Genomic DNA, 19,947 nt, shown 5'->3' on the forward strand with positions numbered 1-19,947 from the left:
ACTAAACTGTTGCCCAGAAATGGGATGACGGGAACCACCTTGGCTTATTGGCGAAAGGGCTCGGTAGAGCGCTCAATCCTCGCCTTAACACTGGCGTTGGCAGCCTGCTCACCACTGCCCGTAGAGTTAGGGCGGGACCAGGTTGTCCAGCAGGTGCAACTGCGGGGTCGGCCGGCGCAGATCGTCATCCCGGAGCTTGTGCCCACATTGGTGGCTGAACTCAGTGCCACACCCCTCAACGCCGATAGGGCCATGCAGATCGCATTGATCAATAACCCTGAACTGCGCGGCTATTATGCTCAACTCAATATTGCCGCCGCTGAGAGATACCGGGCCGGGCGCATCGGTAACCCGATATTTTCCGCTTCTTTATTATCAGGCGAACAGACCCAGAATACCTACGGTCTAATGGCTTCCCTTTCCGACCTGATCACACTCCCCACACGTAAACGCCTAGCTGCGATGGAGTTTGCTACGGTCCAGCAAGAAGTCGGTGCGGAACTGTTACACCTTGCCGCTCGTGCGGAGGGAGCCTTTTACCGCTGTATCGCTGCTCAACAAGTCTCCGTTATGCGTGGGCAAATCGCTAAAGCTGCGGATCTCTCCTGGCAACTGGCTCGCCGTTACTTTGAAGCCGGGAATCTGACACCCCGGGATCTGGCATTAGCAGAGGCAGCGGCTGCAGAGGCACAGGTTGTTGCGTTACAAGCTGAAGAAACGGCTTTTGCCGCACGTACCGAGTTGGCAACAATGTTAGGACTGTCAGTGGGTGGTATCTGGGATGTGCATCCGCAGTTGTCTTTACCGGTTCTCCATGAAGACAGCCTGCAAGAGCTTTTACTTCTTGCACGGGAGAACCGTCTCGACTTGGCGGCAGCCATAGCGCGCACAGAGAGGCTGGCAGAGGATCTTCACTACAATGATTGGCGGCGTTGGCTGGGAGAGCTGGATTTTGGTATTGGTCGCGAGCGAGAGGACGACGGTGCCAATCTAACCGGGCCGTTATTGGATTGGGAGATTCCGATTTTTACCCAACATGAAGATCGCTTGCTTGAGCTGGATGCTGAGTTACAGGCATCTATAGGTTTGGTGGCGCGTCTGCTGTTGGAAAGTGACAATGGCGTACGTCTTGCTTTCGCTAAAACGCAAAGTGCCAGGGCAAGAGTTGCTGTGTTTAGATCCCGTTTAATTCCGGCACGAATGGAAGCGGTTACACAGGCGCAACTGGAAGAAAATTACATGCTGATCGGCACTTTTGAGCTGCTACTCAGTAAGCAACGGGAGTATGACGCCTACCAGGGCTACCTTGAGGCGTTGGGAGACTATTGGGTAGCGCGCGCCTCACTGGCGGAAGCTGTGGGTCGGCGCCTGCCGAGCAGTAATCAAGTCTCTGCAGGGAAGGTAGATGTAGAGGCCTTTATAAGCCCAAGGTCGACCTGGAAGCATGGGGAGCACGGGAAAGATTCACAGGAGGCTCCTGCAGATGGGCACAAACATCACGGTATGGCGCCATGAGGGGAGTCACGGATGATTTCACGGCGTAGATTCTTGCAGGCTGGAAGCCTGGGGTCACTGGGTGCTGCGCTGGACGCGCGGGCGGTAGCAGGGAAGGAGGCCCAATCACCTAATGCATCATCAAAGGGCGACAAAACTACCAGCTATGTCCCGACTCGAACACTGAATGGTTGGACACTCCCCTACAGGTTAAAAGGGGGCGTTAAGGAATTCCACTTGGTGGCAGAAGAGGTGGAACATGAGTTTGCCCCCGGCACCCGTGTCAAATGTTGGGGGTATAACGGGACCACCCCCGGTCCAACGATCGAGGCCGTGGAAGGGGATCGGGTGCGCATACTGGTGACTAACCGCCTCAAGGAACATACCACGGTACATTGGCACGGCATTATCCTACCGAGTGGCATGGATGGAGTCGGGGGTGTATCCCAGCCACATATCCAGCCCGGCGAGACTTTCGCCTACGAATTTACCCTCAACCAACAAGGTACTCATATGTACCACCCTCATGCGGATGAGATGGTACAGATGGCGGAAGGTATGATGGGGATGTTTATTATTCACTCCCGAGAGCCAGAGATTGAACCAGTAGACCGTGATTACTGTTTCTTATTACATAACTGGGCGGTACATCCGGGCACTTATAGGCCGGACCCATCGGTGATGGTGGACTTTGATCTCTGGACGATCAACAGCAAAGTATTTCCGGCAATTGATCCTTTAGTTGCCCGTACCGGTGAGCGGGTACGCGTGCGCATGGGAAATCTGTCTATGTGGAATCATCCCATGCATATGCATGGGGTGCAGTTCTACGTTACCGGCTCCGACGGAAGCCGTTGGCCCCGTTCCCAGTGGCGGCAGGAAGCTACGGAGATTGTCGCTGTGGGACAGACCCGCGATATAGAGTTTATTGCCGTGCCCGGCGACTGGGCCTTCCACTGTCATATGGCCCACCACACCATGAATGCGATGGGTCACAATATTCCCAATCCGATGGGGGTGAATCAAAGCGGTGTAGCGGCTGAAATTCAAGAGATGCTGCCGGGCTTCATGCCCATGGGACGCTATGGTATGGCCGAGCACCAGGTCCATGTAGAAGAGGGGCACCTCCCAGGACCGCGCAATACTATGCCGATGCTCGTCGGTAAAGGCCCCTATGGCAATATCGAGATGGGCGGCATGTTTACCCTGGTGAAAGTACGCGATGATTTGGCACCAGGAGATTATCGAGATCCCGGCTGGTACAAAGCGCCTCCAGGCACAGTGGCCTGGCTTGTCAGTAGCGATCCCAACTACGGTGAACCGCCGCGGCTCTCTTAGGAGCTGTCGAAGTTAATTGAAATACAGTCAGGTTTTTTGGGCTGATACCACAGAAAAGTAGCCAAGCGCTTTATGACATTGAGGGTTTTTAAAACCCGCTTTAGTGAGGAGTCGGTCTAGTTGTTGCTCTGAAAACAGCTGTGAGCCGTGATTCATAAAAAGATGGAAGCTAAATAGGCTTGGGGTCAGCTGGCTCTCGTCTAAGAGCATGTCATGGATAAAGATATGGCCTCCTTTAGGTAACAAAGAGAAAGCTTTACTTAGCAGGTTTTCACAGGTCGCTTCCTGCCAATCGTGCAGTACATTGCTAAAGCAAATACCATCAAAACCTATGGGCCAATTGGCGCTGAACAGGTCTCCCTTCACTACGGTTATCTGCTCTTTTTTGTTGAATTTTTCAACATACTCTTTCGCTGTCTCACAGACAGGCCCCAGATCAAAGAGCAGAGCATTGCGATCTGGATAGGCATCGCAAAAGGCCACCGCTATGGTTCCTGAGCCGGCACCGGCATCCAGTAAGGTCTTAACGTTTTTAAAAGTACCGTTTGAAGCTGCCTTAACTGCGGAGGCGAAACCTTGTGAATGCATTAAATGGGTAAAGGCTGCAGCAGACTCATTATCCATTTCGTCATTCTGCCACATATCCGTTACCGAGCGGCCTTTGCACTCAAGTTCATACTCACGTTTTAGGCTGGTTAAAATCTTTTTGTCCAGGTGGTTGATATCGTAGATGGCAAAGGGGTCGAGAAGGACTTCACCCCAATAATAGGGACTGGTCTTATCCAGGTAATTTTTTGCAAGTTTAGTGTTCTTAAATTGGTTGTTTTCAATACTGATGTAACCCAAGTGACTCAGTATCAAGAGATAGTGATTAATGCCTTTGTGGCTGAGTTGCAATTTCCGGGCTAACTTTTCACGGGTGTTGTAGCCTTCTTCAATTAACCCGTAAATATCAAGCTGGGCCGCGACCATCAGGCAGGCGAAGGTGTAATTGCCCATTAGGCGATCCCACAGGGGGGCGTCGGAAGTGGTGGGCGCCTTTATATGCATACTGTATCTCTCTTTTGTCTTTATAAAGATCTTTAATATGTAGGATTGCGCTTAAATGTGTATAGAAGAGACCTGCATATTAATTTGTCGCTTAACTTGTCTTGTAGGCACCTGAATAAACTCTAAGATTTTTTTCTATTAGCATTTGCCTGAGGTCTATATCTTTACTGTTGTGATTTTAGAGTAATAGTAGATTCCCAGCAGAGCGTTAAGTGTTAGGGCGTTCGGATGTCGCGAGTTTGAACCGGTATAGGGTTGTGTGGAGTGGTCATGTTAAAAGATTTTTTGCTGAAAATAAGAAAGACTCTTAGGGGTGATCAGGTTTTATCTGAGCAGAATGAAATAGCGCATCAGGTTGAGAATGTTACATCGTATAACGTAGATGTTCCGCTTATTTTATATCCTGAGTCTGCTGAGGACGTTAGACAAATAGTCTTATATGCAAATAAGTTTAAAGTATGTATACAGCCTTTTAGCACTGGGAAGTCTTGGGGCTTTGGATCAAAGCTATCATCGCAAGGTGGTCTTATACTTGTTGACCTACATCGTATGAATAAAATTATTGAGGTAAATGAAGAATTTGGCTTTGCCGTTATTGAGCCGGGAGTGACACAGTTTCAACTTTTCAATTACCTCAATGAAACTGGCTCAAATTATTTTTCAGACACAACTGGCTCTGCAAAGGATACTAGCATTGTAGGTAACGCTCTAGATAAGGGGGTTGGGTACAATATGGAACGTTATAAGCAACTTCTAAATTTGGAAGTTGTTCTCGGCGATGGGAGGATATTTAAAACAGGGTTCGGGCACTATGCAAACTGTAAGGCAACCAATACCTTTCCTGAAGGAATAGGGCCGTCATATCTTCGGGTTTTTTTGCAGTCAAATTTTGGAGTTGTCACTCGTGCAACCATTGAGCTAAGAAGAAGGCCTGAGAAAAAATGTATGTTTGTGACAATTTTAAAGGAGGAAAGTTACCTGGGTGATGCAATTAATGCTCTCAAAGAGATTAAACAGCTTGGCCTGATTAACTCGATTACTCATTACTATGAAAATATCCGAGTTAAAAATGGTTTGGCTCCTGTCATGTATCAAGATCTTAAGGAACGAGGTGTTGATATAGATCGCGAGAGTTTGATGGGGTTTCTGAATCGATACTCATTTGGTGCAGGTATTATATTTTCAAATATAAGCGGCACTAAATATCAAATAAAGGCCGCAAAAAAAGAGCTGAAGAGATTGAGCCCTTGGGGTATGACCTTTTATGTCACTGATAGGTTGATTAGTTTGGGGTTGTATGCCTCCAATCTTATCGGTTGGAAAAAGATGCACTCTTTTATCCATTGTAATGCAGGATTTTATCGTATGGCATTGGGTGAACCCAGTGATCGACCTATTATGAGCATTTATTGGCCGGCTCAAACGGAGCTCCCTGAAGGATGGGAGAATCCAGATCATACTGACATTGGCATGCATTTTATTCTTCCAACGGTACCAATGAATGTTGAATATGTTCAGCAGGCAAACTCAATTGTTCGGATGGTAAATGGTCATTATAGTAAAGCTCAGGCAAGTTATGCATTTGGACTTGTCGATGACAAGACAACACATTTCAGTATATCAACGCACTTTAAACGTACCGATGAAATAGCACGAGAGGAATCGCGATCCTTGGCAAAGGAACTTAATGAGGAGTTCATTAAGGCTGGTTTCCATCCTAACCGTCTGTATGTTGATTTCATGGATCTTGTTGTTGATCCTGATGATATTTTTTGGCAGATCACAAGAGATATTAAGAAGGTTTTCGATCCAAATGGAGTGATTGCACCGGGTCACTATAATCTAACTTGAAGTGTTACTGGTAAATATCAATGAAAGATTCTTAATCTGTATTGTGGGTGTTGAATTTTATGTGGTAGGTCTATGGGGCCATTTTCATTCCTAAATTTGGATCTGAAAATATATGAGCTGTTTATATGTTTACTGAAAAAAGATATCGGCAGTACATTAGTGATTTTAACTCTACGTTCACTGGGGGAATCAGCTTAGATGATTTCTTTGACAGGTACTATGAAAAGAATGCAACTTTCGAGTATGTCCCTCAAGCCCGTAAAAATATTGGTCGTGACCAAATTCTGACCTTTTGGTCTGGGGTTGCTGAAAAAATGCAAGAGGTGATTATGAATCATACTCACTTTTTAGCAGATGAAAAAACTGTAGCCTCTGAAGCGCCGATAGATTTTCTCTGTAAAAAAGATCTTGAATGGAATGAGGTTCATTATAATGCTGGCTCAAAGTTCCGACTAATGATGTGCGCTTTTTATGATGTTAGTCCAAGCAATAAGTTCTCGTATGTGAGGGTATATTCTATATACAATCCGGCCTATAAGCCTGATGAATAAAATTTGCTTTGTCTTTTAACCTTATATGTGCCCAACGTGAGGTAGGGAATGGTTGACTCCCGATTAACAATCTAGAGTAACCTTAATCATTCCTCACGCCGGAAGATATACCGGAAGATATACCGGAAGATATACCGGAAGATATACCGGAAGATATACCGGAAGATATACCGGAAGATATACCGGAAGATATACCGGAAGATATAAATGACGCAATCTATTTTACAACTTGCTGAAAAAATCCGTGCTGGTCAGTTGACGTCAACTGTATTGATTGAAGAGTCCTTGGGTAAAGCTCGCGCCGATGAGAACCTTCATGCTTTTATTAGCCTGGATAAAGAAAAAGCATTAGCTGCAGCACAGTATATCGATAGGTTGGTGGCTGAAGGAGCACCTTTAGGGCCTCTCAGCGGCATTCCTTTGGCAGTCAAAGACAATATCAATGTGAAAGGCATGCATACAACGGCTGGTACACCCGGTATAGACTTCATTGCCAGCCACTCAGCGCCTGTCGTGCGTTCTTTAATCGATGCGAATGCCATTATAGTGGGCAAGGCAAACATGCATGAGTTGGCATTTGGTGTGACTTCAAATAATGCGGCTTTTGGTGCAGTAAGGAACCCTATGGATTTAACCTGCTTCCCAGGTGGCTCTTCCGGAGGCACTGCAGCTGCGATTGCGGCCGGTATAGTACCTGCCGGGTTAGGTACGGACACGGCAGGTTCCGTAAGATTGCCCGCAGCACTGACGGGTATTGTTGGCTTTCGCCCCACAACACACGATTTAAGTCAGGCTGGCGTTGTCCCTTCGGTTCCAACATTCGACGTTGTAGGCCCCATGGCGCGAACTGTGGAAGATGTGACCTATCTATTTGCAATAATGAAGAAAACCCCTATGCCTAACCGAAAAGAGCTTAAGGGTTTACACTTTGCCGTTGCCTACCCCCACTCAGCTGACCTTTCTCCCCGAGTGAAGTCCGCTTTCCAATTAGCCCAGGAGCGGTTGAAAAGAGCAGGCTTGACATTAACGGAGTTAGATTTGACAGAGCTGGTAGATTCTGCCTTCGACATAGGCTACCCAATCGCTTATCACCAAATGAAGTCGGCAATGATTGCTTTTTTGCAGAAATATCAACCTGATACTTCCCTTGAGCAGCTAATTGACTGTATCGCCAGTGCAGATGTGAAAGAGATTTATCAGGAATCGGTGATTGGGCGCAGTGCGCCAACAGATGAGCAATATAAACACGCTTTAAGTAAACTGCCGAAAGTACAGCAGAAATATCTTGATGTTATAAAACGCAAAGGTATTGATGCGATAATTTTCCCTACAGCATCCATTGAGGCTCAGCCAATTGCGACCTCATCGCTGTCGATCAATATTAATGGGATGTCAGTGCCAACGCTGCAAGTGTATGAGCGAAATATTGCAGCAACGGCCGTCTGGGGTGCTCCGGGTCTTAGCATTCCTTTGGAGAGCACAACAACTGGTTTACCCATAGGACTCGAACTTGATGGTCTGCCTGGTGAAGATTTAGATTTACTTGCTATTGGTATGGCAGTAGAGGCTATTTGCTCTCCTAAAGCCGTTTAGCTCCATAGTTATGAAATATCTGGTCAAGTATCTATTGAGACATTTACCACTATAACTATGGCCGCCCTGTGCTCTTAATATTGATGGGCTGCAATCACTCTTAGAGTATATTGCAAGCCCGCTTCTTAGAATGATGTGAACAAAAGTGATGTGAACAAAAAGTTAATGCTCTTTATAGGATGCCATTGTTTGTTTCTCTTTGCGGTTAAGTTTTTGATCAAAAAACTTAAGTATATCCAGGCTTAGGCTCTCATGAACTTGTGATCTCTCAAGGGTCTTGTGATCTTCACAAAGCCCTTCTAAGTACTTTTTGCCGAGAGGGGTACAAGTAGATAGGAAAGTGTAGTGGCTCGCTTTTTCTATCTCCTTATATTCAGCACCTGGAATCAAAGATGCAATCCTATGGGCATTGGTCAAACTGGGTGCAACGCTATCGAGAGAACCGACGGCAACGGATACTGGAACAGAGATCTCCATTAGGCTTTCCTGGGTTAGAGCCTGGGAGACAGCTGGGGAGAGAATATAAGCTGCGGAAATTTGATCGATTTTATAGGAGCTTCCGTGTTCTGAGAGGGAAACTTTTATATAGGGATTATTCTCCACCTTTTTGAAGGCTTCGTTGATATTTGGGAACTCTGCCTGTCCCTCACAAGTAAAATCTCTCTTCTGGCTACTGCAGAAATCCTTGAACAGTGATCTATCTGTAATGCCTCCGATAGCAGAGAGTGCGGTATAACCACCTAAAGAAAAACCCACAACGCCTATCTTGCTGGAGTCAATATTCTGTGACCAATCATCATCCTTCAGGATAGAATTTAAGGCAAAAGAGAGGTCGCGCGTTCGCTCCCACCATAAAGTGTAACCCGCAGCGTATTTTTTAGGCTCTATTGCGGTATTACCATGATGATTGACGCCAAGCACCAGATACCCGTTTGCGGCTAAGCGCTGGGCAATCCAGAGCATTTGTAGGGCAGACCCACCAGTTCCATGGGACATCAGTATTAAAGGCATCTTTTCATTGAGAAGTGGTTTAGCTGCCCAAGTTACCTCTCCAGCATTGAATAGCTCTTTACCTGGCTGCCCCAGCAACAAAGGCTCGCTATGAGATTCGGCAGTAGGGTAAAACAAGTGAGAAGTGACAGGCCGCTTTCCCTCTCCATCCCAGGATGGCCTGCTGGTGTCAATATAATTTAGGGGTACGACTCCAACATTTGTGGCGCTGTTCGCGGTTGCATAGATCGATGAAAGCAGTAAGACGATGGTAGAGAGTAACCTCAAGAACATATTTGACCTATTTGTTGGTGGATTATTTCTTTTATCTTAAATAGATATGTTTTATTTAATGGACCGTTAAAGTGAATTACCGATCTCAAACCTTCATTTAGGAAGGCTTGAAGTATGGGAGGTAGCCTATTGGTAAACTAAGGGGTAGCCAAGTTAAATCTACGTAAATTCTTACTACTAGGATATAAATGGGATTGCTTTAACAGTATTCCCCAAATTGAGTACCTGAAATAAGAGAAACCTGTTAGACACTTTTAAATTTGATGACAGGCAATCTTTACAAGCTAAAAAAACAACAAAATTTTTAAAGCCTTTTAATCGCATATATTCGATTATGGTGTAAATGTAGATAAGCGAAAGAGTCTTATCTGGTACAAATTACAGGTAAATAGCCAAAGACAACTCTCTGTGAAGATGGCAATCTTGAGAACACGTTTTTAGCCACTCAATTCATTTGACTTTTTCGTAAGGAACACGAATGAGGAATATTGCACTGGTAAAACCAATAAAAACAGGCTGTTGGCTAATCACATTGGCTTTGGGCTCAATGGTTGTGCATGCGGCTGGTCAGGAGCGTGTCATTGTAGAGAAGGCTTTGGAGTGGCAGCAAGCCGTGGAGACGACGCTTTATTGTACAGTTAGCGTACCGTTTTTACATGAAGTTTCCAGCCATAATCAAGCTGAATTGACTACTGTGAAGCCCGTCGGTTCGACGATCAAAGCCGGTGAATTGGTGGCGGAGCAGGATGGTTATTACCTAAACAGTGAGATTGCGGTCATCCGCACCGATCTTGAGCTTGTAGAAGCGCAACTTAAACATGCGAAAGACGAATTGGCGAGGCTTGAGACCTTAAGACAAAGCGAAATGGTGTCTCAATCCCAGCTGAGTGTGCTGCTACTTCAGGTCAATACCTACCGGCTGAATAGGCAGCGGTTGAAACAGCAATTGCAAACCAGTGAATATCGCCTAGAACATCTGAAACACTATGCGCCGTTTAATGGTCAAGTGATACAAGTGAATGCTAGCCCAGGTGAGAGGTTAAGTCCCGGCCAAAGAATCGCGCAGTTGTTACCCCTGGAAAAGAAGCAACTGGAGTGCAAGGTTCCCCAAGACCAAGCGCCTGAAGTCACCTCCAGTGAAAAGTTTGAATTCCATCTTCAGGGTGAGCCGATCTTCTTACGTGATATTGGCGTAACGGTAGAAACTGATACTCAAAATTTAACGCTCTATTTTGAAAGTAATGGAGATCAGTACCAATCGTTATTAGTGGGACAGCGTTTCCAGGTTTCCATGCTCAAAAGAGCTGAAAATGCGTTTCAAAACGAGAGTATTACCCGGGTCCCATCAGATGCCGTCAAGCTTGAAGGCAATACACATCAAGTTTGGGCTGTCGATGGGGAGAATAAAGTACATAAGGTACCAGTAAGAATACTCGACACTTTGGACTCCTATTTCGTTGTCCAGTCAGAAATCCAACCCGGTGATTTATTGGTTGTGGTGGGACATGAAGGCTTGCAGGTAGATCAGGATGTGATACCGGTGAATAAGGCACAGTCATGAAGCTTTTGGAGAAATATAGCGCGGTAATCATAAGCTGCGGTTTCTTATTAGTTGTTCTAGGAATTACCGCAGGCCTTAAATTGCCCAATGCACTACTGCCGGTTATTGATCGACCCCAAATTGCTCTCGCGACATCCTGGCCGGGTAAGACAGCGAGTGAAATAGAACAGGCTCTCGTTGCTCCCTTGGAACAAGAGTTATCTTCAATAGGGCATCTTAAGGAGATTCAGACCAATACCTCCAACGGTTTTGCCTGGACTACCATGACCTTTCACTTAGATGCCGATATGGAGCAGGTGTATATTGATGTGCTCTCGCGCATCAACCAGGTACCAAACTGGCCCTCACACGTACCGCTACCTCGAGTCTTTAACTTCAGTAATGGTGCGGGCGCTACACTAGCCAGCTTCTTCCTTTATTCGAAAACTTCGGCTAGTGAAGCTGAACTCATCCAGGCTTTTAGAGACCATATCCAACCCGCATTTAGTAAAGTCCCTGGTGTCGCCTCGGTGATAGTTGCAGGCACGCCCATGGAGCAGCGTGTCGATATTGAGTTTGAACCGGTCAAGCTCGCCAACCATTCACTGACCATAGATGAAGTGCAATCCCGTCTCAATGATCTGGTAGACCGGTCCGGTGGAAGCCTGAAAATTGGTTCCAAAGAGTACGGGCTGCATTTCAATGGCCATGTACCACTGAATGAACTCCGCAATATACCGATTGCCAGCAGGGGGCCACACATCATTCAACTAGGGGATATTGCCTCAGTCCATACTCGATTGGTTTCCGACTGGAATTACTTTGCGCTTCAAGGCAACCGAGCTTTCTATTTCTACTTACAGCCGGCAGAGAATATCAATGTTTTAGATTCCATCGATAGCATTAAACAGGTGATCGATGAGTTGAATCGTGGAGACTTATCGAATTTAGGAATGGAGGTAGCGTTTAGTCGTGATGACTCAAAGAGTATACGTAACTCGCTAATGCTTGTTTACGGAAGCCTGCTAGTGGGAGCATTACTGGCTTGCCTTGTCCTGTATTGGTTTTTGCGAGATCTAAGGACTCTGTTCCTGATTTTCCTCAGCATACCGGTCTGCGTTGCTCTTGTTACCCTTGGAATGTACATAGCTGGCAAGAGTATGAATGTTATCTCTTTGGCTGGCGTGGCTCTTTCCATCGGGTTGTTGGTTGATGCCGCTATCATTGTTGTCGAGAATATCCAGCGGCTACGGCAGCAGGGTTTGGGACTTTTACCAAGTATTCGCAGAGGGACTCAGGAAGTCAGTGGTGCTTTAGTATCTTCGACAATCTCCAGCGTCATCGTGTTCCTGCCAATCCTCGCCATGCGATCGCCCACTGGGCAATTGTTTATGGATCTCGCCTTCACTATCTCCAGTGCACTTCTGGCTTCATTGTTGTTCGCCCTGGTTCTCTTGCCGGCGATAGCACGGTATACCTTGAAAGGTTTATCAGTCAAAGCTTCTCGAGAGAAAGGTAATGAGTCAAACCGATTACTATCGAAATTTTTAAAGTGGTCGGTATTGCCGGCAACGCGCCGGCAATGGGCTTACGGAGTGTTATTGCTCTGTGTACCTGTAGCACTCTTTGTTGCCTATGTTGCAGCTCCACCTATTGATGTATTACCAGAGCCCAAACAGGCAATGGTTTCTACTTATATCAATTTTGAAGAGCCCATGGCTTTGGATGTCATTGAAGAGGAAGTAGCCCAGATCATCCAGAACAGGATTGAACGAAACATCGGTACTCGCAGTTCGCAGGTTTCTACCTATGGAATCATGTGCTACCCAGCTATGTGTAATCTCTATTTTTATACTCATGGTGACTGGGAGTTTGATGAATTCAAGAATTGGGTCGAAACAGAGGTTGTGCATGATTTGGTCGGCACAAGGATATTTACCCGGCAAGGCCAGTTGCTGCAATTTGCCATGCCTAACAGTCGGGTTAGTCAGTTAGATGTGAAGGGCGCAGAACTTCCAGTCCTACAGTCTGTGGGAAGAGAATTATTGGCTCACCTAAGGTCTGAGTTTCCAAATGCCCAGATTCAGGAAGGCACAGCGCTAAATGACCGCGGGGTGCGTATTGAATTTCAGCCAAATCAGGAGCAGCTTATACATTTTGGAGTGAGTCTATCGGACTTCAATCGTTATCTCGTAACCTTAACCGATGGGGTATACCTGGGAAATTTCTATACAGGGACTAATACGCTCCCATTCTATTTGAAGTCTAGAGAGCCCAGGGATCTTAAGCAGCTTCTTGATACGGAGATAATGATTGGAGGGCATGGCTTGGTTCCTTTACGTCAACTGACTGAAGCAAAAATTACCCTGGCCCCAGATAACATTCTTCGTGTCGACCAGGATGTTAGTGTTTCTTTGAACCTAACACCGCCTCCAGAAATCGCCATGAAAGATTTTGTCGACAGTGTCAGTGGAAGCGTCAAACGCTTTATGAGTACCGGTGAGTATCAGGGAGTGCACGTTCAGTTTCGTGGTAGTGCCAATGAGCTTAAGGTGTTCCTTCAGGAGTTCCTCTATCTATTTATTGCTGCTTTAGTGATATTAGGAATGATCATGTCCTTTACCTTGGGTTCTATTAAGTTGGCTGCAGCTGTTTTACTCGCGATCCCCTTATCTTTTGCTGGTGGTATGTTGAGCCTTAGCTTCCTTAACCTATTTGTGACGCAGAACCTCGATGTAATTACGATGATAGGTTTTGTAATGCTGATGGGGCTCGTGGTGAATAACTCTATTCTATTGGTTAACCAGTATCAGGTGGCAATGAATGAGGGCGCGAATCAATTTGAGGCGATTAAAAACGCGGTGAACTTGCGTATTCGCCCGATAATGCTGACCACCATAACGTGTATATTAGGCAACCTGCCTCTGGTTCTGAATCCCGGTGATAGCGCAGCGATATATCGAGGTCTTGCAGCGGTCATTACTGGTGGAATGCTTTTTTCCGCTCTCTTGGTATTGGTTTACATGTCAGCCATGTTGTCTCTTCCTTTATTAAAATTTGAGCGAAGTGTTGTGAACTCTGAGGAAGAGTCAAGAACGTTGAGCGTTGATGCTCTGGTGTAAGATATTTGCCCAGTTAGAGACGCACACAATTGAGCCAATACACAAAAAGGCCAGGAAGAAAAATCTCCCTGGCCTTTATCTTTCATTATCTACTAATTATCCACTAATAGTGCTAGCTAATCACTCTCGAATACCCAGTATTCTCCATCGCTAGTATCACAAGCACCCTGATAAAGGGATTCTCTATTTGTGATTGATGCTGTTTCGATACACAGGTTAGAGTGTGCAGGCCGGATTCGATAAGTGCCATTTTCCTGGTGCTCCAGGTAAAACCTCTGGCTGTTATCGTCAATGGCCTCCCACTGATACACATTGGCACCTTCAGTATCATTGGCAGCCTCCACTGTCATCAGCTTGTTACTATGAAGCACGGTGAGGGTATAAAGGCCAGCACTAACTTGTGTAACTTGCCATCGTTGGTTGTTGTTGCCGTGGCAATCCCATTGAATAATATCTGCTCCATTGGAATTACTCGCCCCGGTAACATCTGCGCAGCGGTCGCTGGCGGCATTGACGATTACATAGGTCCCATCGCTCACCGTGCCTGAGTTGGAGTCATCGGTTAGGAAAAGCACATTATCGGGTATTGTTACCTTTGTAATTCCCGGACCTTCGTAACTCATTTCCAGCAGTTCGCCGCCATAGTATTCAAAGAATTCGATGATTATATGGTGCCGGCCAGTACCAAGGTTAATGTCTCCAAAACGATCGGCCGGCCCGTGAATTCCATCATTACTTACCACCTCTTGGTCGTTAATAATGAGGCGTGAGCCATCATCGGACCGGGTGTAAAACCGGTAAGTACCAGCTGTATCAATCTGAATATAACCTTCGTAGCGGAAACCAAATAGATCATCGCGCTGGCGCAATGTCATATCAATGTTGGCAGTAGTACCCGTAGCAACGGGAGTCATCTGGGTGAAATCCGGTAATTCGTTCCAGCTGCCTTCGTAATAGGCGTAATTGAGGCCGTTGCCGTCACCATTACCTCCGTCTTCCACGTCCGCCAGTTGTGTAACTTCCTGGGTTGTTAGGGCTTTGCGATAGATGCGCAGATCGTCCAGGTAACCCTGGAAACCTTTCGAGCTACCGTCACCACCGCCGGAACCATCCCCTATGGCAGATTCATATTGATTGATTTCGCCGACCAGGGCGCTTAGGTCTCCCTGACCAACTACTTCTCCATCGACATAAAGCGTCAACTGTTCACTGGAAAAATCGGCCACCATGGCGACATGGTGCCAGTTACCATCATCAATAATCCCTTGAGTGGCTTCGACACGTACGGTGTTGTAGCTGTGATTGTCATGATCCTGGGCACTGATTAACGCTTTGACGCTACCGTTGCTGGACGTGGTGAAAGCAAAGCCGCCATTTCGCCCATAGTAATACTTATTGGAGATCAGTATTTGCTCTTCAGTGACTGAGGTATCGGTTTTCACCCAAATAGCAAAGCTGAAATCCTGACTGGTGTGGAGGTTGAGGAAGTCAATAATGGGGTAGGTCTCCCAATAATGTAGAATGCCTTCACCATTGAAATAGGCTGCTGAGCCCTCGTAGCCGGCCTGGCCGAAGCTGACTCCGTCTCCGATGACCCGTGCTTTGATACCAGCTGCATCATCCGTGGTCGAGTCCTCGGAATAATTATCAAAGGTGTAATGCAGGGTGAGAGGGTCGTTTTCATCGCGAACCCAGAGTTTCACTTTCGTAGTATTACCTGCTAAGCCGTTGGCTTGCACACGATACTCAAATTGATCCGGCCCGAAATAATCCGCATCGGGGGTATAAGTGAAACTACCATCCCCATTGAGAGATAAGTTGCCATGTTGGGTTGTACTGATTAGTTCAGCCGACAAGCCATCTCCTGAATCATTGTGCAAAACACCCTGTGACTGGTCCACATTCAGCGTGTTATCCGGGGCTGCCGTGTACTCGTCACCGATTGCCGCTGGTCTCCCCAGTTGTGGCAATGCCGCCTGGGCTATCCGCTCGCCAATCACCACATAACTGTCATTACCGTAGTGATAGTAAGGCCTTAAATCACTGGAAATGACCAAACTGGCATTCGGGTCCTCTTCAGCCACAACCCGTTGAGCTTCCATGACTACCTCACCGGCTGCACCGCGGTTATCGTTAATTTGTACGATGATAACCGGCAGATCTGATTGGCCAAGATCATTACGAATCGACGTCAGTAGGTTGCGAAGATGATTTTCATAATTATCTTCAGTGCCAAAAGTATCGTTGTAACCTTGGAACCAAATAAAACCGGCTAATTCATGATCGATATCCGCTAACTCGTTCGAGCGGAAAGCGTCGAAGCCGGTGATCATCTGGTCATACAGGTTGCCTTCGTTGCCGCCATACGCCAGGGGGCGCCAGTGATCGGGGTTGTCCAAAGTGGTGCCACCTTGAGCGGCTTTGAACATGGCTACCTCTTCATCCAGAACATCGCCCAACACATGGCCCATTTTGAGTTCGACTCCAAAATTACCATTGCCGTAACCATAACCAGGCTGAAGCGCTCCCAGGGCCTTGTTGGGGCTGATCATCGCTTTAATAAAGACGTCATCCCTCGCAATGTTCAGAGCGGGGTCAATAATCTCCAGCGCACTGTTGCTGCCATGACCAACCATATTGGATTGTCCGGCCATCAAATACAGTTTGGCCGGGGTTACTGAGCCAACAGGGTTGACCGTTATCGAGACCGTAGCTGGCTCGCTGTCTTCACTGCCATCATTGGCGATATAGGTAAAGCTGTCATTACCGCTATACCCATTAGCCGGTGAATAAACCAAGTCTGGGGCCTGGCCACTTAGGGCGCCGTGGGAGGGTGGGTTAACCACAGAATATGCGAGCGTATTGTCATCGGCATCTGAAGCCGTAAGGGTGATGTTGATCGAGCTATTTTGGTTCACGGTTACCATTAAGTCATCAGCTACCGGGGCCGTGTTGTCGGAACCACCGCCGCCACCATCTTCACCGGTAAAGAGTAGGGTGTTTGGAATGGCCATTTTGTCGATACCGGGTCCTTCGAGACTGACCCCAAGCACCTCGCCGCCGTGAAGCTCAAAAAACTCCACCACAATTGAGTGACGACCACTGGTCAAATCAACCTGCCCAAAGTTTTCACGCGGCGCATGCACGCCATCATTTTCCACCACAGTTTGGCCATCAATAATGAGACGCGAACCATCATCCGAGTTTGTATAGAATGTGTAACTTCCCGCTGTGTCGATCTGAATCTCACCCTCAAATCGAAAACCGAATTCATCATCGCGATCTCGGGGGCTGATATCGAAATTAGCTGTAGTACCGCTCTTAACGGCGGTCAGTTGTGAAAAGTCAGGCAGAGAATTCCAAGAGCCTTCAAAGTATTCATAAAGAACACCGCTGGTGTCACCAGAACCGCCACCATCAGTGCCGGAATAGACAATATCATCGGGTAGGGGCGTTTTATTGATGTTCGGCCCTTCGATGCTGACTTCAAGCACTTGATTGCCCCCATGCTCGAAGAAATCCACCACTAGTGCATGCCGCCCTGCATTCAGTTCAATCTGTCCAGAGCGCTCTTGAACAGGGTGCTCCCCATCGTTGTCGACTACCATCTGCCCATCGATATAGAGGCGCGAGCCATCATCAGAATTGGTGTAGAAGGTATAGGTTCCGGCAGTATCGATCTGAATCTCACCTTCAAAGCGGAAACCAAAAAAGTCGTTGCGATTGCGCTGGCTGATATCGATATTGGTCGAGGTGCCTGTCGCAACGGGTGTTAATTGGGTGAAATCCGGCAGTTGATCCCATTGGCCCTCATAATAGGCCCAGTTCAAGCCATTGTTGTTGCCATCTGTGGCACCGGCTTCAATCAGGTAGTCGTAGCGGTAGGCATCCCAATCGGTAAACTTTTGCGAGGGCGTACTGGCCACCACCAGGTATAGGGTTTCCCCGCTACTGACCGGCACAGTAACAGTGCCTTCCTCGCCAGCACTAACAACAGGGATAGGGTGGTAACGTCGCTCTTTAGAGTCTTCGTTATAAACCACCGCTTGCGCCCGGAATTCGGCATATTCTGGGTTTGTGACTGAGGGTCGTACACCGATGAGGTAGTTTTCATCACGCGAGACTTCTACTTCATAGGCGTTATATGCCCAGCTGCCAGGACGATACCGCTCGGGTACTGCAACCCACTGCCCATTGGTGCCCTCAACATCATAGAATTCTGCGATTTTATTATCGACCTCCTCATCGGGTAAGTCGTCAGGCTGTTGACTCACCATGCGGCCATAGGAATCCACCTCCGCCTGACGCCATTGCTCCCCATACTCAGGATAATCCCAAGTAATCGTGCGCGCAGCAAACTCTGAAAATACCTCACGCATATCGTAGCCTGCCTGAGCCACCAGGTCATACATGGCGGCTACAGGGGCAGAGTAACGGCGGTTGTCATTATAAATATCACCGATAATTTTTCGGTCGGTAACGTATTCACTTAAATAAAATTCATAGATACCGGCACCATATTGATGGCCACCTTTATAGGCATCTATGATGCCTTCCTCCAATGGCGAACTTTGATCGGTGTGGAGTGGTTGGTGTGGCTGTAAGGTATACATGCCTAACAGGTTTACTCCGTCATGCCCCGGCTTTTGTGAATAGGCTCCCCAGTTGGCAGTCGACTCCTGTAGCATTTTACTGCCGCCGCCGGCACGGGTCTGATAGGAATGGAAGTTTTCATGTAGGACAAAATTATTCCAGGGGTTGTCTTTGTTGAAATTGTTTACCCAGGAATTCCTATAGGCTTCCGTTAGTTGTAAGTCGCGTGGCTTTTCATATTCACCACAGAGATCCCCGTGCATGTGCATACCAGTGGCCAGTACATTGTGTTCCCAGGTCATATCATGGGCATTCACTTGGTATTGAAGAGATGCATCGGAGGTTTCTACATCATTGGGCCACCAGATACACTGGTACACCGCGCAGAGATAGTTAGGGTATCCTTCAAAAGGCGTTTCCCGGCTACCATTATCATCACAATCCTCGCCGATCTTACTGGCTTCTTCCGGAGAAAGGGCGCGGTTAAAAACCCGTAGATCCCAGATCTTGCCTGTATAAGGGCCAATATTCATCACGCCGGTCAATGTATCTACACCACTCGTATTCACATTATGTTGTATTACATTGCCATTGAAATAGGTGGTCACCATATCCGATTCGATTACCGCAGTGACTTGGTTGCAGCTATAGGTTTTTGAAATGCTTTCGTTATTGATGACTTCGATATCATCATCGCCATGGAGTTGTGTCGCGATGATTCCCTGTCGTTCGATTACCGTTAAGCTACTGGAGCTAATCAGCGTATTGGTTTGTAACGCTTGAGAGGGTATATATTTAAATGAAACTGTTAAAGGTAGCCCAGTACTGCTATTGCCAAAGTCCAGCGCAATAGCTTTTGTGGTCATATCTGTACGGCTTACGAATGGGAAATCATCGCCGTCATCAGGTTGTATCCCGGTATAGGTGGTTTGAACCGAGTGCCCATTGCCAGATAAATCTGTATTGCTAACTTGGTTCGGGACATAAGCAAAGAGGCCGTCAAAAGCACCTTTACCAGTTTGATCGAGAGAGCAGCCAGTCTCGCAGCGATTGGCCATACAGCTCTCACCATCTGAGCAGCTACCGCAATCAATGGTCTCCCCACTTTCGCCACGAATCACTCCACACTCAGCCAAGTGCACACTACAGTAATCGGCTTCGGTAGCTAGGGAAAATCCATAGGCTTTTCCAAAGAGGCAGGCGGTGAATAGTGTTATCAGATGCCATAATTGTAATTTTTTACCAGGTTTTCGACGTTTATTCATAGCGTTTATCCAGCTTATCCTTTTGCTTTAAAACTATTTCTAATGAAATGCGATTTCTTCCAAATACACTTAGAGATTCAACAAAATTCTTGAATAAAAAGATCAGAACTGGATGTTAGTCGATCGTTTTGAGGGGCAACATTCAGCCCTAGTGGAATCGGCGACTTATTTTGTTTTTGTTCTGTGTGGCAAAAATTAATTTATCGTTTGGCGACAGGGAGGTGTTAAAAAATTTTTAGAAATTAACTCTTATCAACTTTTGTAAT

Annotated in this window: 10 protein-coding genes; 7 read left to right on the top strand and 3 right to left on the bottom strand. The window is 46.8% G+C overall.

Translation table 11 applies throughout. The features are described 5' to 3' along the window. Window positions 1-24: 24 nt before the first annotated feature. Window positions 25-1,515 (top strand): TolC family protein, encoded by a 1,491-nt coding sequence (locus ACJJID_RS07020; RefSeq protein ID WP_444922071.1) that lies wholly within the window; start codon window positions 25-27, stop codon window positions 1,513-1,515. 12 nt (window positions 1,516-1,527) lie between these two features. Then, a complete protein-coding gene (locus ACJJID_RS07025) occupies window positions 1,528-2,832 on the top strand; it encodes a multicopper oxidase family protein (RefSeq protein ID WP_444922072.1) in 1,305 nt (434 codons plus the stop codon). Between the two features lie 27 nt (window positions 2,833-2,859). On the opposite strand, the gene ACJJID_RS07030 is transcribed toward ACJJID_RS07025, so the two are convergent. Then, window positions 2,860-3,882: a methyltransferase gene (locus ACJJID_RS07030; RefSeq protein ID WP_444922073.1), complete on the bottom strand. Its 1,023-nt coding sequence runs from the start codon at window positions 3,880-3,882 to the stop codon at window positions 2,860-2,862. A 270-nt stretch (window positions 3,883-4,152) separates the two neighbouring features. Between ACJJID_RS07030 and ACJJID_RS07035 the strand changes: the two genes are divergently transcribed. From ACJJID_RS07035 to ACJJID_RS07045, 3 genes are all read left to right on the top strand, one after another. Then, window positions 4,153-5,733, top strand: a complete 1,581-nt coding sequence (locus ACJJID_RS07035; RefSeq protein WP_444922074.1) for an FAD-binding oxidoreductase — start codon at window positions 4,153-4,155, stop codon at window positions 5,731-5,733. A 125-nt stretch (window positions 5,734-5,858) separates the two neighbouring features. Beyond that, window positions 5,859-6,284: a hypothetical protein gene (locus ACJJID_RS07040; protein ID WP_444922075.1), complete on the top strand. Its 426-nt coding sequence runs from the start codon at window positions 5,859-5,861 to the stop codon at window positions 6,282-6,284. A 207-nt stretch (window positions 6,285-6,491) separates the two neighbouring features. Next, a complete protein-coding gene (locus ACJJID_RS07045) occupies window positions 6,492-7,877 on the top strand; it encodes an amidase family protein (protein WP_444922076.1) in 1,386 nt (461 codons plus the stop codon). Between the two features lie 162 nt (window positions 7,878-8,039). Here the strand turns inward: ACJJID_RS07045 and ACJJID_RS07050 are convergent, their stop codons facing one another. Next, complete coding sequence (locus ACJJID_RS07050) at window positions 8,040-8,969, bottom strand: alpha/beta hydrolase family protein (protein ID WP_444922077.1); 930 nt, start codon at window positions 8,967-8,969, stop codon at window positions 8,040-8,042. A gap of 670 nt (window positions 8,970-9,639) precedes the next feature. Here ACJJID_RS07050 and ACJJID_RS07055 point away from each other — a divergent pair. Both ACJJID_RS07055 and ACJJID_RS07060 read left to right on the top strand, forming a co-directional pair. Next, window positions 9,640-10,722, top strand: coding sequence for an efflux RND transporter periplasmic adaptor subunit (locus ACJJID_RS07055; RefSeq protein WP_444922078.1), 1,083 nt, complete (start codon window positions 9,640-9,642; stop codon window positions 10,720-10,722). After that, window positions 10,719-13,823 (top strand): efflux RND transporter permease subunit, encoded by a 3,105-nt coding sequence (locus tag ACJJID_RS07060; protein WP_444922079.1) that lies wholly within the window; start codon window positions 10,719-10,721, stop codon window positions 13,821-13,823. The genes ACJJID_RS07055 and ACJJID_RS07060 overlap by 4 nt, the downstream gene beginning before the upstream one ends. 116 nt (window positions 13,824-13,939) lie before the next feature. Here ACJJID_RS07060 and ACJJID_RS07065 read toward each other — a convergent pair whose 3' ends face one another. After that, window positions 13,940-19,681, bottom strand: coding sequence for a PA14 domain-containing protein (locus tag ACJJID_RS07065; RefSeq protein ID WP_444922080.1), 5,742 nt, complete (start codon window positions 19,679-19,681; stop codon window positions 13,940-13,942). Between the last annotated feature and the right edge of the window lie 266 nt (window positions 19,682-19,947).

It is taken from the genome of Microbulbifer sp. CnH-101-G (assembly GCF_052466775.1).